This window comes from Nonomuraea sp. NPDC050022 (genome assembly GCF_044460705.1).
In the GTDB taxonomy this organism is placed as follows: Bacteria; Actinomycetota; Actinomycetes; order Streptosporangiales; family Streptosporangiaceae; genus Nonomuraea.
The window spans coordinates 41,104-57,195 of the sequence record NZ_JBITKE010000015.1; the positions used below are offsets into that span (position 1 = coordinate 41,104).

Annotated in this window: 14 protein-coding genes and 1 pseudogene; 3 read left to right on the forward strand and 12 right to left on the reverse strand. The window is 69.2% G+C overall.

Annotation, left to right across the window (positions count from 1 at the left end):
• Positions 1–241: 241 nt before the first annotated feature.
• From ACIBO2_RS47470 to ACIBO2_RS47495, 6 genes and pseudogenes are all read right to left on the reverse strand, one after another.
• Positions 242–1,873 carry an NADH-quinone oxidoreductase subunit N gene (locus tag ACIBO2_RS47470; RefSeq protein ID WP_397304430.1) on the reverse strand — a complete coding sequence of 544 codons (1,632 nt, stop codon included), beginning with the start codon at positions 1,871–1,873 and terminating at the stop codon, positions 242–244.
• The gene (locus ACIBO2_RS47475; protein ID WP_397304517.1) at positions 1,870–3,669 is read right to left on the reverse strand and encodes a NuoM family protein; all 1,800 of its coding nucleotides are present in this window, start codon (positions 3,667–3,669) and stop codon (positions 1,870–1,872) included. The genes ACIBO2_RS47470 and ACIBO2_RS47475 overlap by 4 nt, the downstream gene beginning before the upstream one ends.
• Positions 3,669–5,576, reverse strand: coding sequence for an NADH-quinone oxidoreductase subunit L (locus ACIBO2_RS47480; protein ID WP_358554024.1), 1,908 nt, complete (start codon positions 5,574–5,576; stop codon positions 3,669–3,671). Before ACIBO2_RS47480 ends, ACIBO2_RS47475 begins: the two co-directional genes overlap by 1 nt.
• Positions 5,577–5,887: 311 nt before the next feature.
• Positions 5,888–6,172, reverse strand: a pseudogene (gene nuoK / locus ACIBO2_RS47485) (NADH-quinone oxidoreductase subunit NuoK); the annotation flags it as partial.
• Entirely contained in the window at positions 6,172–6,735 is a 564-nt protein-coding gene (locus tag ACIBO2_RS47490) for an NADH-quinone oxidoreductase subunit J (RefSeq protein ID WP_358554027.1), read from the reverse strand. The gene ACIBO2_RS47490 and the pseudogene nuoK, both read right to left, overlap by 1 nt.
• The gene (locus ACIBO2_RS47495; protein WP_397304431.1) at positions 6,732–7,583 is read right to left on the reverse strand and encodes a 4Fe-4S binding protein; all 852 of its coding nucleotides are present in this window, start codon (positions 7,581–7,583) and stop codon (positions 6,732–6,734) included. The genes ACIBO2_RS47490 and ACIBO2_RS47495 overlap by 4 nt, the downstream gene beginning before the upstream one ends.
• Positions 7,584–7,791: 208 nt before the next feature.
• On the opposite strand from ACIBO2_RS47495, the gene ACIBO2_RS47500 reads away from it, so the two are divergent.
• Positions 7,792–8,991 carry a serine/threonine-protein kinase gene (locus ACIBO2_RS47500; RefSeq protein ID WP_358554033.1) on the forward strand — a complete coding sequence of 400 codons (1,200 nt, stop codon included), beginning with the start codon at positions 7,792–7,794 and terminating at the stop codon, positions 8,989–8,991.
• An 82-nt stretch (positions 8,992–9,073) separates the two neighbouring features.
• Here the strand turns inward: ACIBO2_RS47500 and ACIBO2_RS47505 are convergent, their stop codons facing one another.
• On the reverse strand, positions 9,074–10,027 hold the full coding sequence (locus ACIBO2_RS47505; protein WP_358554036.1) for a zinc-binding dehydrogenase: 954 nt from the start codon (positions 10,025–10,027) through the stop codon (positions 9,074–9,076).
• 84 nt (positions 10,028–10,111) lie between these two features.
• On the opposite strand from ACIBO2_RS47505, the gene ACIBO2_RS47510 reads away from it, so the two are divergent.
• A complete protein-coding gene (locus tag ACIBO2_RS47510; RefSeq protein ID WP_358554038.1) occupies positions 10,112–10,708 on the forward strand; it encodes a helix-turn-helix domain-containing protein in 597 nt (198 codons plus the stop codon).
• Between the two features lie 177 nt (positions 10,709–10,885).
• Here ACIBO2_RS47510 and ACIBO2_RS47515 read toward each other — a convergent pair whose 3' ends face one another.
• From ACIBO2_RS47515 to ACIBO2_RS47535, 5 genes are all read right to left on the reverse strand, one after another.
• On the reverse strand, positions 10,886–11,854 hold the full coding sequence (locus ACIBO2_RS47515; RefSeq protein WP_397304432.1) for a hypothetical protein: 969 nt from the start codon (positions 11,852–11,854) through the stop codon (positions 10,886–10,888).
• Positions 11,855–11,973: 119 nt separating this feature from the next.
• Positions 11,974–12,915 carry a complex I subunit 1 family protein gene (locus tag ACIBO2_RS47520; RefSeq protein ID WP_358554044.1) on the reverse strand — a complete coding sequence of 314 codons (942 nt, stop codon included), beginning with the start codon at positions 12,913–12,915 and terminating at the stop codon, positions 11,974–11,976.
• Complete coding sequence (locus tag ACIBO2_RS47525; protein WP_357954879.1) at positions 12,908–13,441, reverse strand: NADH-quinone oxidoreductase subunit C; 534 nt, start codon at positions 13,439–13,441, stop codon at positions 12,908–12,910. Before ACIBO2_RS47525 ends, ACIBO2_RS47520 begins: the two co-directional genes overlap by 8 nt.
• Entirely contained in the window at positions 13,438–13,980 is a 543-nt protein-coding gene (locus ACIBO2_RS47530) for an NADH-quinone oxidoreductase subunit B (RefSeq protein ID WP_397304519.1), read from the reverse strand. Before ACIBO2_RS47530 ends, ACIBO2_RS47525 begins: the two co-directional genes overlap by 4 nt.
• A gap of 88 nt (positions 13,981–14,068) precedes the next feature.
• Positions 14,069–14,440, reverse strand: coding sequence for an NADH-quinone oxidoreductase subunit A (locus ACIBO2_RS47535; RefSeq protein WP_358554047.1), 372 nt, complete (start codon positions 14,438–14,440; stop codon positions 14,069–14,071).
• 85 nt (positions 14,441–14,525) lie between these two features.
• Here ACIBO2_RS47535 and ACIBO2_RS47540 point away from each other — a divergent pair, with 85 nt between their 5' ends.
• Positions 14,526–16,010 carry a polysaccharide deacetylase family protein gene (locus ACIBO2_RS47540; RefSeq protein ID WP_358554050.1) on the forward strand — a complete coding sequence of 495 codons (1,485 nt, stop codon included), beginning with the start codon at positions 14,526–14,528 and terminating at the stop codon, positions 16,008–16,010.
• The last annotated feature ends 82 nt before the right edge of the window (positions 16,011–16,092 follow it).

A 16,092-nucleotide genomic window follows, 5' to 3' on the forward strand; every position in this document is an offset into this window, starting at 1 on the left:
TGGTCCAACGACGATCCCCCGGTTCATCGTTCCCTGTGGTGCCCACCGCAGGGCACAGCGCGACCGAACCGCCTGCTCAGAGCGCCAGAACCACGCCCCATCCACCTACTCGTCCGGAGGGAGACGCACCCCATCCGCTAGCTCAGAGCGTCAGAACCACGCCCCATCCACCAGCCCTTCCGGAGGGAGACGCACCCCATCCGCTGGCTCACCCGGAGTCGGATGTGCCTCATCCGCCTGCTCACCCGGAGGCGGACAGCGACGTCATCCCCAGCACCAACTGCGGTGCGACCGAGAACAGCAGTGCCACCACCACAGCGATCCCGACCGCCACCCAGGCGGCGGGAAGCGCCCGGCGGACCCCGGCGGGCACGGGTTCGGCCGGGGTGAACAGCCGGGCCGTCCAGACCACGTAGTAGTACAGACCGATCACGGTGTTGACGGCCATGACCACCGCGAGCCACCCGGCCCCACCCTCGATGATCTCCCGGAACACCACCACCTTGGCGAACAGCCCCGCCAACCCCGGCGGCAGACCCGCCAGGCAGATCAAGCAGAACGCCAGCGCGATCGCCGCCACCGGACTGCGGAAGGCGAGGCCACGGTAGTCGTCCAGCTCGTTGCGCGCGGTCGTCCGCGACATCAGCATGACGACCGCGAAGGCGCCCAGATTCATGGCCGCGTAGATGACGAGGTACGCCATCGACGCCCCGACCGCCCCGGCGACATCACTGGCAGTGTCAGCCGCACCCGCCGCACCGACGGTAAGGCCGGGAGCGCTGGCCATTGCCCCAGTCTGGGCCGTCACCGCGAGCGGGGCCAGGATGTAGCCGGACTGGGCGACCGAGGACCAGGCCAGCAGGCGTACGGCGGAGCGTTGGCGCATGGCCAGGAGGTTGCCGACCGTCATGGTGAGCGCCGCGATGACCGCGATGATGGGCGACCAGGTCGACGCCTGGCCGGGCAACGCCGTGACCAGAACGAGGATCAGGCCCGCGAACCCGGCCGCCTTCGAGATCACCGAGAGCAGCGCGGCGACCGGGATCGGCGCGCCCTGGTAGACATCCGCCGCCCAGGCGTGGAACGGCACCACAGCGATCTTGAACGCGAAGCCCGCCACGACGAGCACCAGCCCGACCGTGACCACGCCCGGTAGCCCGTGACCGGCCGCCAGCAGCGACGAGTATGTCTCCGGCGCCCCCATACCCGGCGCGGGGGTCTTCCCGCTGAACACCGAGGCGAGACGGGAGAGATAGACCGTCCCCGCGATCCCGTACAGCAGCGAGACCCCCAACAGCATCACGGCCGTCGACACGACCGAGACCAGGAAAAGCTTGACCGCCGCCTCGGAGGAGCGCCCGTCGTAGCGTTTGAGCGCGGTGAGGGCGAAGACCGGTAGCGAGACCAGCTCCAGTGCCACCACCAGCATGATCAGGTCACGCGAGGCAGGCAGGGTCACCGCGCCGACCAGCGTACAGAGCAGCAGGAAATACCACTCACCCGCCGGAATGCCGCCCCCGGCCAGCTGGGTCATCGACATCAGCACGACCACGACGCCCGCGACCAGCACCAGCCCGGCGAAGATCAGCGTGAACCGGTCGACCACGAACGAGCACGCCGGCTCACTCCCGGGGCCCGCCGCGGTGGCGAGGCTGTCGGGAACGCAGAAGGTCGCCCGTGCGCCGCCACCGCGTACGGCCTGCGCCACGACGAACCCCAGGGCGACGACGACGCCCGCGAGACTGACCAGACCGAGCCCGGTCCTGGTACGTCCCCCGCTGGGGAGGAACGCGTCGAGCATCAGCACGAGCCCGGCCACCAGCGCGAGGACCAGCGGCACCGCGATGACCGAGTAGTCGATCTGCTGGATCATGACAGGGCCCCCAGCAGGGTCTGTACGGCAGGTGTGGTGAGCGAGAGGAGCAGTTTCGGCCAGAGCCCGAACAGCAGGATCAGCACGATCAACGGCACCCAGGCGGCGAACTCGTAGCCCTGGATGTCCCGCAACACCCGCCCACCGACGCCACCCTCGCCCTTGATCGCCCCCGCGACCCGCTCACTATCGGGCGACTCGCCTGCCCACGCGGCCTGCTCGCTGTCCGGCGACCCGCCCGGCCACGCAGCCTGCTCACTGACGGGCAACTCGCCCGGCCACGCAGCCCGCTCACTGTCGGGCGACTCACCCGCCCACCCAGACCGCTCACTGTCCGGCAACGCAGACGCGTCGGATGGCCGGCCGCCCACGCCAGAAGCGCCCGAGCGGGCGGCGGCCGGGACCGCCTGGGCGCGTTCGGGGCGCCCGTGTGTCACGCGGGACAGCATGACGAGGAAGTACGCCGCCGTCAGAACCGCGCCCAGCCCGCCGATCACCATGAACGTCAGGAACAGCCCCCGAGGCAGTCCGGCCGCCGGCTGGAAAGCGCCGAAGAGGGACAGCATCTCCCCCCAGAACCCGGCCAGCCCCGGCACCCCGAGCGAGGCGATGGCTGCGAAGGTCAGCACCGACCCCAGGTGGGGAAGTGTGGCCAGCATGCCGCCGCCGAGTGCGCGCATGTCGGCCGTGCCGTAGCGCTCCTTGATCGCGCCGGCGAGGAAGAACAGCAGGCCGGTGATGAGGCCGTGGGCGACGTTCGCGAACAGGGCGCCGTTGATGCCCACGGTGGTCAGCGTGGCGAAGCCCAGCAGGACGAAGCCCATATGGCCCACGGAGGAGTAGGCGATCATGCGCTTGAGATCGCGCTGCGCGAGGCAGGCCAGGGCCCCATAAACGATGCCGACCACGGCGAACGCCCCCAGCCAGGGGGCCACCGCCGCCGCCCCTTCGGGGAGGACGGGGATGGCGATCCTGGCGAAGCCGTACGTGCCCATCTTCAGTAGCACGCCGGCCAGCAGCACCGAGCCGACGGTGGGCGCCTCGGTGTGCGCGTCGGGGAGCCAGGTGTGCAGTGGCCACATGGGCGTCTTGACCGCCAGCCCGACGCCGATCGCCACGAACGCGAGGATCTGTACGGCCCTGGGCATGCCCGCGCCGTGTGCCTGGCCCAGGGCGACGATGTCGAGTGTGCCGGTGCGCGCCCAGACGAGCAGCAGGCCGAGCAGCATCACGACCGAGCCCAGCAACGTGTAGAGGATGAACTTGATCGACGCGCTCCGCCGGCCCTTGCCGCCCCAGATGGCGATCAGGAAGTACATCGGGATCAGCACGATCTCGAAGAACACGAAGAACAGCAGCAGGTCGAGCGCGAGGAACGTACCGATCATGCCGACTTCGAGCACGAGCAGCGTGAACACCAGCGCCCGCGGCCGCCCACCCCCCACTCTCGGTCGCAGCAGCTGGCCGGGACCGCGCGCGTCTCCCCAGCTCAGGTAGACGAAGCAGAGGAACGTCAGGAGGGCCGTCAGCGCGATCAGCGGCAGCGAGATGCCGTCGACGGCCAGGTGGAAGTGGAGCCCCAGCCCCGAGATCCACTCCCGGTCGACGGCGAACTGCGGCCGCGCCGCCTGCCCGTAGTCGAACGTCGCCACCATCACCACGGCCAGCGCCAGCGCGACACCCGACACGACCAGCCCGTATACCCGCAGCCAGGGGCGCAACACGGCGGGCGACACCAGCAGGAGCGACGCGCCGAGCAGAGGCACCGCCAGCAGCGCCACAGGAAGCCAGCTCATCATGTGAACACCACCGCCCCCACCACGATCAGGAGGACCCCGGCGAGCACGCCGCTCACATAGAGCTGGACGTTGCCGTTCTGGGCGAGCCGCAGCAGACCGGACAGCCCTCGCGCGGACCGTCCCGAGCCGCGCACCGCCCCGTCCACGACCACGTCGTCCGTCCTGACCACGAGCCTGGCCAGCGCCAGGGCAGGCCGGACGAACAGGGCGGCGTAGACGCCGTCCACGTAGAACGCCCGCTCGCACGGCACGCGCAGGGGGCCGAGCAGCCGGGCCGGGTCGGCGAGGGGGTCGCTGCGCCAGAACGCGTACACCACCCCGGCGCCGAGCAGCGCGAGCACGACGCTGACGGCCGCCACCCCGAGCTCCACATGGAGCCCACCGGCGAACCCGAGGAGCACGGCGGGAACCGAGAGAAGCACGATGGGCACGAGCATCGTGCGTGGCGCCTCGCGGATGTCGACCACGTGGGCCGTGCCGGGCTCGGGCTCGGGCAGCGCCACGACTCTCGCCTCGCCGAAGAAGGTGCGTAGCCAGGCTCTGGTCGCGTATGCCCCGGTGACGGCGACGGTCGCGAGCGCGCAGCCGTACAGCAGCAGGGCGGCGGCATCCGTCAGACCGCCGCTCGACAGCGCGCGGTCCATGGTCAGCAGGAGCTCGTCCTTGCTGAAGAAGCCGCTGGCCGGAGGCAGCCCCGCGAGGGCGGCGAACCCGATCGTCATCGTGACGAACGTGACCGGCAGCGCCCGTCTCAGCCCGCCCATCTGGCTCATCAGGTTGGAGCCGACGTGGTGGATGACCGCGCCGGCGCACAGGAACAGCAGCGCCTTGAACGCGCCGTGCGTGAGGAGGTGGAAGATCGCCGCACTGTCGGAGCCCGCCGCCAGCCCGCCGGCCATGTAGGAGAGCTGGCTGATCGTCGAGTAGGCGAGCACGCGTTTCAGGTCGTCCTGGGCGAGCGCGGCCAGGGCGGCGCCCAGCATGCCGAGGGCGGCCATGACGGCCAGCACGTCGAGCGTGGGACGGGCGCCCTGGAAGGCGGGGAAGAGCCGCGCCACGATGAAGATCCCGGCGGCCACCATGGTGGCGGCGTGGATCAGCGCGCTGATGGGGGTCGGGCCCGCCATCGCGTCGGGCAGCCAGGTGTGCAGCGGAACCTGCGCGCTCTTGCCCGCCACCCCGGCCAGCAGCAGCATGGTGGCGGTCACCATCGTGCCGGTGGACATCTCGGGCACCTTCGCCAGCACCTCCGATATCCGGAAGCTGCCCGCGGCGCCGCCGAGCACGAAGATGCCGAACAGGAAGCCGACGTCGCCGAGCCGGGTGACCAGGAACGCCTTGATGGCCGCCCGCGAGTTGCTCTTGTCCTCCCACCAGTGGCCGATGAGCAGGTAGGAGCACAGGCCCATGACCTCCCAGCCCACGTAGAGGACGAGGAGGTCGCCGGCGTAGACGACCAGCAGCATCGCGCTGGTGAACAGGCTGATGAAGGCGCTGTAGGAGGGATAGCGCGGGTCGTCGTGGAGGTAGCCGACCGAATAGAGCTGTACGGCCAGCGCCACGAGGGTCACCAGGACGCCGAGGATGGCGGACAGGTCGTCGGCCTGGAGGGTCAGCGAGATCGGGACGGCGCCGGTGCCGATGGTGCCGTAGGTGCGGCCGACGGCCGGACCCGGCGTCGCGTCTTCGAGGAAGGCGAAGCCGGGTGCCCAGGCCAGCCAGAGCGCCAGGACCGCGGCGGCCGCCGTGGGCAGCACCGCGATCCACGCCGCCCGCGTGTTGGCCGCAGAGCCCCCTGAACCCGGTCTGCTTTCCGGGCGCCGATGCGGCCAGCGCGACAGCAGCAGGCCGGCGAAGGCCGCGACGAACGGCAGGACGACGGCCACGAGCGGGAAGACCGTCACGACGCGCCCCCTCGCTTGGCGGGCTCGGCTTTCGTGGCCGAGTCCCCCGCCGCCGAAGGCTCTGGTGTCGTGGTCGGATCCCCCGCCACCGCGTTCTCTCGTGTCGTGGTCGGATCCCCCGCCACCGCGTTCTCTCGTGTCGTGGTCGGATCCCCCGCCACCGCGGGCTCACCCAGCCGACGTGTCGGCGGGTCATCCGACGTGCTGGGATCTGCGGGATCGCCCGGCATGCCGGAGTCTGCCTGGTCGCCCGACCTACCCGCCGGGTCCGCCAGGGTGTCCGACGTGCCTGGTTCGGACAGGTCGCGAAGCTGGTCGATGTCGACCGTACGGCGGTTGCGGTAGAGGGACAGCACGATCGCGAGCCCCAGCCCGACCTCGGCGGCGGCGATCACGATGATGAACAGCGTGAGCACCTGGCCGCTGTGCAGCCGATCGCCCAGCCACACGTCGAACGCGACCAGGTTGAGGTTGACGGCGTTGAGCATCAGCTCGACCGACATCAGCACGAGGATCGTGTTGCGCCGCGCGAGCACCCCGTAGACGCCGACGGAGAAGAGGAGCGCGGAGACGACCGCCGGGTAGACGATGTGCACTAAGAACCCCCGGTCTGCTCAGGTGGCGGACCCCCGGGTATATCCGTGCGGGACAGCACGATGGCACCGATCAGCGCGGCCAGCAACAGCACCGAGAGCGCCTCGAAAGGCAGCACCCACGTGCTGAACACGCTGGCGCCCAGCTCCTTCGCCGCGCCGGCGCCGGGTCTCAGCGGTGTGTACGCCGTGCGGAAGCCGTCGATCACCACGGTGACCAGGACGGCCGCCGTCGCCACCGCCACCACGGCCGCCACCCACCGGTTGCCGCTGTCGAGATCGGCGGAGCGGCCGATCGGAGCCCGGGTCAGCATGATCCCGAACAGCAGCAGGACCACCACCGCGCCCACATAGATGAGCACCTGGACCCAGGCCACGAACTCGGCGGTCAGCACCAGGTAGCCGCCGGCGAGGGCGCCGAAGGAGACGACCAGCCAGAGGGCGGCGTGGACCAGCTGCCTGGTCGTGACGACGAGCAGCGCGGATCCGACCGCCACCGCACCCAGCAGCAAGAAGACGATCTCTTGCCCGGTGGGTGACAGATAGGAGGGCACCGCCTCGGTCACGAATCCTCCTCGGACTCCCTTGTCTTTTCCGGGTCGAGCCGCCCGGGCGGGCGGATGGATCGAGGATCGGCCATCCTGCGCCCGCGTCGGCTCGTGCCAGAAGTCTGCTCCCCGCGGCCGGGCGGCGACGACGGTTGGCCCGCGCCTGTGGAAAACTCTTCGGCAGATGGCCGACCTGTGGATGACGGGCCGGATTCAGCGCCGGATTCAGCGCCGGGAGCCGGTCCGGAGGCGGTATCTGCGGCAGGTCCGGACGCCGTACTCGAAGCAGCGGCACTGGAAGCAGGGCCAGAAGTCGCTCCGGACGCGGGGCCAGAACCTACACCAGATGCGGGGCCAGAGGCTTTATCGGCGCGGTCCACGGCCGGGCCCGCGGTGCCAGGGCGGGCGGTGGACGGGCCACGGGCCGGGCGGCGGGCAGCGGTGAGTTCCTTCGGCGGCTCGGCGCCAGGATCGTGGGCAGGAGGAGGCGCGACCGTGGGCGCCCAGGCCGCGAGCCGATCCTTCTCGTGCAGAAGGTTCCGAATGTCACCCTCGGCGTACTCGAACTCCGGCGACCAGAACAGCGCGTCGAACGGGCACACCTCGATGCAGATCCCGCAGTACATGCACAGGGCGAAGTCGATGGCGAACCGGTCGAGCACGTTCCGCTGGCGGGGACGTCCGCCCTCAGGGGCTGGGAGGGTCTCCTTGTGCGAGTCGATGTAGATGCACCAGTCGGGGCACTCGCGCGCGCAGAGCATGCAGGAGGTGCAGTTCTCCTCGACCAGGGCGATGACGCCACGGCTGCGCGGTGGGAGGGTGGGCTTGACCTCGGGATACTGCTGTGTCACGGATTTGCGCAGCATGTGACGAAGAGTGACCGATAGGCCCTTCGCGAGGCCGACTCCCGGTATCCGCGCCATATCAACATCATGTCGCACTTGACCGCGCAGGTGAACGCTCCAGGCCCGTTGTCCCCAAGTTTTCCACAGCTATCCACAGGCAGACCGGAGGTTATCCACAAGATGTGTCCACACCCGATATGTGAAAGTCCTGCGCGATAGTCTTCCCGCCATGTCGTACAGCCAGCCGCCTCGTCCCAGCGGCGGAGCGTGGGCGGCGGCCATCGTGTGGGCGGTGCTGCCGCTACTGACGTGTGGGCTGGCGACGCCGTTCACGATCGGGTTCGCGGCCTACTGGCTGCGGAGCACGTGGCACGTCGTCGCGGCGGGCTTCTATGCCATCTGCATCGGCTCGTTCTTGCTGGCGGCCGTGAGCTTCGCGGAGTTCGACGAGATCCCGGACCCGCTGTCGGGGTTGGTCTCGTTCGCGCTGGTGATCAGCTGGCTGGGCGGGGTCATCCACTCGGGCATCCTCGTGCCCAAGATGGTCAGGGCCCGCCTCAACAAACCTGTCTACCAGCCTCCCCACCAGCACCGGAGCGCTCCCCCGCCCTTCGATCTGCACCAGCGCACCACCGCCCCGAGCCAGCAGCGCCGACCGCACGAGCCCGAGTGGATCGGGCACTACCGGGTGCTCCAGCCGCTCGGGCGGGGCGGGCAGGGCGCGGTCTATCTGGCGATGGCGCCCAACGGCGTACGCGTCGCGGTCAAGGTCCTGCACGACCTCGTAGACGAGGTGGCGCGGGCCAGGTTCGCCAGGGAAGTGGACGCGGCGCGGCGGGTGGCGACGTTCTCCACGGCCCGGGTGCTCGACGTCAGCATCACGGGTCAGCACGCCTACATCGTCAGCGAATACGTCGAGGGTCCGTCGCTCGAACATCTCGTACGCAAGTACGGCCCGCGCGACGAGGACAGCCTGACCCGGCTGGCGTTATCCACAGCCGGGGCACTCGCCGCCATCCACAAGGCGGGGGTTGTCCACCGCGACTTCAAGCCGAGCAATGTGCTGATCGGATCGGACGGGCCGCGAGTGATCGACTTCGGGATCGCGCGGGCGCTCGACCAGATGACGGTGACCTCGGGCAAGATGGTCGGCACCCCGCCGTACATGTCGCCCGAGCAACTGTCCGGGGCACCGGTGGGGCCGCCGTCCGACGTGTTCAGCTGGGCTGTGACGATGATGTTCGCGGCGACGGGGCGGCCGGCGTTCGGGGAGGATACGGTGCCCGCGGTGTTCAACCGGGTGCTCACCTTCCATCCGGACCTGTCGCCGTTACCGCCCGCCCTCCGCGGCATCGCGGGCTCCTGCCTCCACAAGAGCCCCGACGACCGGCCGTCCGCGTCCGACGTCATGCTGGCCATCGTCCACTGACCCGATCCATCGGCTGGCCTGTGGAGGGGCGCTTGCTGGGCCGACTCTTACATGCGGCTTCGCCTGGCAGGCCGGAGCGGGGCTACCGGCTGGGGTCGATGACCAGTTTGCCGGTCGTACGGCGGCTGCGGAGTTCCTCGTGTACCTGCCGGATCTCCGACATCGGGTGGTCACCACCGTTGATGACGCGGAGTTCGCCGGCGGCGACCTGCGCCGTCAACTCCGCGTACGCCTTGGCAAGAGTCGCCGGTTGGGCGAAGGCGTTCATGAGCCAGAAGCCGCTGACAGTGAGGGAGCGGCGCTGGAGCGCGCGTGGCGACACTTTCTCGGGTTCCACCCGGCTGGCCATTCCGTAGAAGGCGAGTCGGCCGAAGGGGGCCAGCGCGGCGATGCTCTGGTCGGTGACAGGGCCGCCGGTCATCTCCAGGACCACGTCGACCTGCTCGCCGTGATTCGCCGCGCACAGGGCCGCGGTGAGATCTTCGGCCGCGGGGTCGACGGCGGCATCCGCGCCGAGAGACAGCGCCAGTTCACGCTTCTCCGGTGTACCGGCCGTGGCGATGACCCGGCCCGCGCCGCTCAGCTTGGCCAGTTGTACGGCCAGCGAACCGACGCCGCCCGACGCCGCGTGCACGACCACGCTCTCGCCGGATCGCACCCGGCCGGTGTGGTTGATCAGCCACCAGGCGGTCAGCCCCTGGATGAGCAGAGCGACCGCGGCGACGTCGTCGACCCCGTCGGGCACGGGGAAGGCGGCGTCCTCCCGTAGTACGGCTTTCTCGGCGTACCCACCGCTCTCGATCATGGCAGCCAGCCGTCGGCCGTCCTCTGTCCGGCCGACGACTTCGCTACCTGGCACCAGCGGCAGCGTGACCGGGGCGATGTAGGAGTTCTCGTGCAGGAGGGTGTCGGCGAAGTTCACCCCACATCGCGCCACGTGGAGGAGGGTCTGTCCGGGGCCGGGCTGGGGGTCGGGCACCTCGCGTACGGCCACTACTTCCGGGCCGCCGAACTCGGTGATCTGCACTGCCCGCATGTCATCTCATCTCTCTAGGAACTTCGTACCAGTTGGTACTGAGTACCATAATGGATCGCGTTCGGAAAGCGATAGACTGTGTTGGTGTCTCGACCGTCCCTCCGCGTACGCAAGCAGCAGCGAGCTCGTGACGAGATCGTCGCGGCCGCCTACGAGCTGTTCGCCGAACGCGGCTATGCCGACGTGACCGTCGCGGACATCGCGGAACGAGCCGAGGCTGGGCGTACGACGTTCTTTCGGTACTTCGGCGACAAGCAGGAGGTCGTTTTCGCCAACGAGCAGGAGTGGGTCGACAAGGTCGCCCGCCGACACCGTGAGCTACGCGTCGACGGGGCGCCCTCATTGCCCGAGGCGCTCGCTCTGCTGCGTGAGACCACCCTGGCCATTTGCGCCGAGGTCACGCGGGACGCGGAGCACTATGTCCAGCGCGAGCGGCTGATCGCCGACAACCCCGAGCTCAGCGACCGCGCGGCCCGCAAGCAGCGGCGCCTCGCCGAGACGCTGGGTGAGATCCTGCGCGACCAGGGCGCGACGGCCGAAACGGCCGCGCTGGCGCCGCAGATCGCGCTGGCCTGTTACAACGCCGGACGCGAGATCGCCGCCGACGACCCAGCCGCGCTCCGACCGAACGTGGCCACCGCGTTCGACCGGCTCGGCATCGCCTCGACCACAGCCCGATAGCCCGATAGCCCGATAGCCCACCGGACATCAACCAGCGCGGCACCGGGCCCACCAAGGCCCGATGCCCACAGGCAGCCCGAGCCTCCGGGATCCGACGGCAGCGACGCGGCCGATGAGGCGGCCGGTGAGACGGCCGAGGACGCCCCGATGGACCGCCTTCGGGGCCATCCGACACGATCAGGGTGTCGCGTCCCGGGAGTTGAGGGTCAGGGCGATGTACTCCTCCCGCGACACCGCATGCACAGCCAGCCTCAGCCCCTGTCGGCGCGCGAAACGGTTGGCCGCGTCGGGCAGCCAGGGCCCTGGGAGATGGTGCACAGCATCTTCCCGCTTATTCAGGATGACAAGTCCGGATAAACCGTCGTAGTGGTAGAGCAGCAAGCTCACCGCGTCCGCCAGCCCTTCACCGAGCCGTATCTTCGGGAGCTGCGCCTTACCCTGGTTGATCTGCAGTTTCTCGTTTGGCGTGACACTGAGGTACACCCCCGTAGCGGAGCCGAGGATCACGCCGCGATCAGCACGCCACCGCTGAATGCGAGCCGACACCGGACGTACGACGAGCAGCAGGGGGCTGAAGCCCACCGCCAGCCACTTGGCCTCCACGACGTCCAAGAGCATCCGGCCGACCGCCGAGATGCCGCGCCAGGCCATCCACATGCCGGTCGACGCGAGGTACACCATCGCGGCCAGCCCGGCGACGCCGACACCGATGCTCACCGGTTTGCGGTACCTGAGGAGCAGCGGTGGAGGCTGGCCGTGGAGGCGACGCCAGCCGGGAGCCCGGGCGGCGAGCACGGTGCGTACCCGCTTCGAGGGGTGGTGGCGGGCGTCGACCAGCGGGATGCCGGTTCTCGCCACGAAGTCGGTCAAGTGTGGGAAGTGCCATTCGCCCGGCAGGTCGAGGAGCACCAGGCCGTCTTCGTCGAGCGCGGCCAAGCCCTGGACCGCGTGGGTCTTGGACTTCTTGGACGACACGCGGAATTCCTGGTCGTAGCTGTAGCAGTAGAGCGTCGCGGGTCTCAGCTGTAAGGACTGGCCGGATGCGGTGTCGGTGACCGCCAGTACGTCGCCGTCCCACGAGATGGCGGTCTTGGGGCAGCGCGCCCCAGGATGCGCCCCCGCTACCGGTCGAAGCTGAACGTCCATGACGATCGTCCTCCCCTAGCCCCCTATTCACATAAGACGGATAAGTCGGAGGTAAAGTTTCGAGGCCCGGAAATGCCCACGTGACGGCCCAAACGACTAATACGGTGACCACAATCGCACTAAGTGAGGACCTTCACCACACCCGTGAGCGCCAGTTGCGCCAGCGCCAGCGGCACCAGCACCACCCAGGCCAGCTTCTGCAGTTGGTCCTCGCGCAGCCGGGGAAAACTCACCCGCAGCCAAATCACCAAAAAGGCCAGCACGAAGACCTTGACCAGCGTCCACACCCACCCGGCCAGCAACGGGCCGTGCCAGCCGCCCAAAAACAGCACCGCGGTCAGGAACGACAGCACGACGATCCCCACATACTCCGAGAGCATGAACAGGGCGAACCGCATCCCGGTGTATTCGGTCATCGGGCCCATGATGATCTCGGACTCGGCGATCGGCATGTCGAAGGGCGGGCGGCGCAGCTCGGCCAGGCCGGCCAGGAAGAACACCACGCCGCCGATGGCCTGCCATGGCAGCCACCACCACTGCCACGCCGACACGATCCCCGGAATGGACAGCGTGCCCGCCGCCATCGCGACCGAGGAGGCCGCCAGCACCAGCGGCAGCTCGTACGACATGAGCTGGGCGGCCGCCCGCATGCCGCCGAGCACCGAGTATTTGTTGGCCGACGCCCATCCCGCCATGATCGAGCCGAGCACCCCGATGCCCATCACCGCGAGTACGAAGAACAGCCCGAGGTCGAGGTCCACGCCGACCAGGCCCTGGTCGACGGGGATGGCGATCAGTACGAGCAGGTAGGGCACCAGCGCGACGCCCGGGGCGATCATGAAGATGCGCCGGTCGGCCGCGGCCGGGATGACGTCCTCCTTCTGCGCGAACTTCACCCCGTCGGCGATGAGCTGCGCCCAGCCGTGGAAGCCGCCCGCGTACATCGGCCCGAGGCGCGACTGCATGTGCGCCATGACCTTGTGCTCGGTCTGCCCGACGATCAGCGGCAGCACGAGGAACACGACGAGAATGGCGACGAAGCGCAGCACCACGTCAAGCATCGGGCGTCCCCCAGTCGGCGGGCACACCGGGCGGCAGCGTCTTGCGCCGGCTCGGCGAGCCGTGCCCCGATTCGCCCGGTTCCTTGGCTCCCGGCCAGGGCTTGGCCACCCGGGCGGCGAGGATGAAGTCCTTGCGCAGCGGATGCCCCTCGAAACCGTCGGGCAGCAGCAGCGGCACCAGGTAAGGGTGGCCGTCGAAGAGCACCCCGAACATCTCGTACGTCTCGCGCTCGTGCCAGTTGGCGCCCCGGTAGACGCCCACGGCCGAGGGCAGGCGCGGGTCGGCGCGCGGCACCCGGGTGCGGACGAGCACGCGTTCGCACGAGTCGGGGTCGTAGACGTGGGCGACCACGAAGAACCCGTCGGGCGGGTCGTCGACCCCGGTCAGCCAGTCGAAGAAGGTGTGGCCGGAGTCCCTGAGGAAGGTCAGGACCTCGATCCAGTCCGCTGTGGCGACGTCGACGGTGGTCTCACCGAAGGAGGTGGAGACCGAGACCCGCTCGCCGAACCGCTCCTCGAGCGTCACGACTCGTCCCCGCCCGACGTGCCGTGGGAGTCCTCCTGCGATCCGTGCGAGCGGGACCACACGTAGCGGTCGCTGAGCCGCTCCGCCGCGATCTTCTCCTGCAGCTTCATGATCCCGTGCAGCAGCGCCTCAGGCCTGGGCGGGCATCCGGGCACATAGACGTCCACGGGAATGATCTGATCGACGCCATTGGTGACGCAGTAGGAGTCCCAGTAGGGCCCGCCGGTGTTGGAGCAGGCACCGAAGGAGATCACGTACTTCGGGTCGGGCATCTGCTCATAGAGGCGCTTGACCGCAGGGGCCATCTTGTCGGTGACGGTGCCCGAGACGATCATCAGGTCGGCCTGGCGCGGCCCGTTGGCGAACGGGATCACCCCGAACCGGATGAAGTCGTGCCGGCTCATCGAGGTCGCGATGAACTCGATCGCGCAGCAGGCGAGCCCGAAGTTGAACACCCACAGCGAATATCGCCGCCCCCAGTTGAGCACGAAGCGCATCGGCTTGGGCGCCAAGCGCGAGATCGGCCCCACTGTGGGCATCGGGAGATCCGTGGCTGCCATACGACCATTGTCCCTCGCGATCTCCCCCAGGAGTAGAGAGTCCCCGGTTGATCGACCGAAAAACAACCTAAGTCCAGGCGAGTACGCGCTTCCGCCAGGCATAGAGGATGCCGAGCGCGATGAAGCCCAGGAAGACGAACATCTCCACAAGCGTCGTCAGCCCGTATCCCGGCGCGTCGAAGACCGTGGCCCACGGGAAGAGGAAGACGGCGTCCACGGCGAAGACCACGTACAGGTAGGTGAAGACGTAGTAGCGCACCTGCGACTGGGCCCAGCCGTCGCCGACGGGGTCGACCCCGCACTCGTACGTGGTCAGCTTCTCGGCCGTCGGCCTGGTCGGGCGCAGGAGGCGGTTGGCCAGGAGGGCCCCGGCCACGATGGCCACGCCGATCAGCAGCAGCGCGGCGACCAGTATGTAGGACCCGAAGTAGCCGTCCATGTCCTGATCGTAACCCAGTCAAAGCTCCGTCCCTATCACCCCAAAACGGGGTAAACCACGCGATCTCCCCCATAATCTGGCGGCCATGCGCAAAAAGCGATTCTTCGGCGGAATCGCGCTGCTAGTCCTCTCCGCGGCAGGTGGTGGGCTGGCAACCGCCTCCCCCGAGCCTGAGCACGAGCACGACGTCATGGTCCCCGCGGAGCCGACCATGATCGACTTCGTCGACCCGGCGACCGTGGACGGTCTGGGCACCAGAACCCTGGGCGGGGACGAGGGCGAGAACGCGGGTCGCTATGTGCACCTCACCTACCCCCGGCTGCCGGACGCCCCCCGCCTCAACGCGGCCCTGCACGGCGAGGCCGAGCGGGTGCTGCGCGGCTTCCGCGAGGCCACCAGGTTCGACGCGCCGCGCCCCCGCCCCGAGCTGAACATGGACTGGCAGCTCACCGCCGCCTCCGGCGAGATCATCGGGGTACGGCTGCGCACCGGCGAGTCCCTCGGCGACGGTTGGAGCAACTCCACCCGGACCCTCTGGTACGACCGCAAGACCGGCCAGGCGACCGGCTCGACGGGCCTGCTCGCCGGGCAGAGCGCGCTGTACGACCTCACGCGACTGGTCAGGAGCCAGCTCGCCAAGCGCGGCACCCCCACGACCGCCCACGAGCTGACGGGCGAGCAGTTCGACTCGATGGCCTTCAACCATGACGGGGACCTGGTGGTGGAGTTCGACGACTGCCAGGTCGGGCCGTGCTCCCTCGGCCGCCTGGCCGTGGCCGTGCCCGCCCGGCAGGTGGAGCCCCTGCTGTCGCCGACCGGACGGGCGGCTCAGCATGCCGTACGGACGGCCGCCGAGCAGGCGTCCGCGACCGTGCCGAAGACGGTCCCGACGCCCAGCCCCGAGGCCGCCAGCAACCAGGCGGGCTCGGTCGACTGCGCCGCGACCAAGTGCGTCGCGCTGACCTTCGACGACGGACCCGGCCCCGAGACGCCCCGGCTGCTCGACACACTGCGCGAGGAAAAGGCGCGGGCCACCTTCTTCACCATCGGCATCAACGCCGCCGCACGGCCGGACCTGGTGCGCAGGATGAGTGCCGAGGGGCATCTGGTGGCCAACCACACCTGGGCGCACCGGGACCTGACGAAGCTGCCGACCAGTAAGATCGCCGATGCGCTCGGCCGCACCCAGGACGCCATTACGGCCACCATCGGCGAGCGCCCCACGCTGTTGCGCGCGCCCTACGGAGCGGTGAACAAGGACGTCACGGACGTGGCGGGAGAGATGGGCCTGGCCATCGTCGGCTGGGACGTCGACGCAGGTGACGGGCGTGTGGACGACACCAAGACGATCACCAGCCGGGTGACCGGGCAGGTGCGGGCCGGGAGCATCGTGCTCATGCACAACGTCAACAAGACGATCGTGGACGCGGTTCCGGACATCGTCAAAAGATTGCGCGGGAAGGGTTACACCTTCGTGACTGTTCCAGAGTTGTACGGAACAGCAGGGATGCAGGCAGGACGCCTTTACCGGTCGGAGTCGGAGAGCACGTCTCATCGCCCCCAGACGTAGGCCACGCCTTGGGGGGACGTATAGTTGGCGCTCGTGACCCGAACAGTCCTCTTCGCACGGCTGCACGTAGACCTGTGCACAA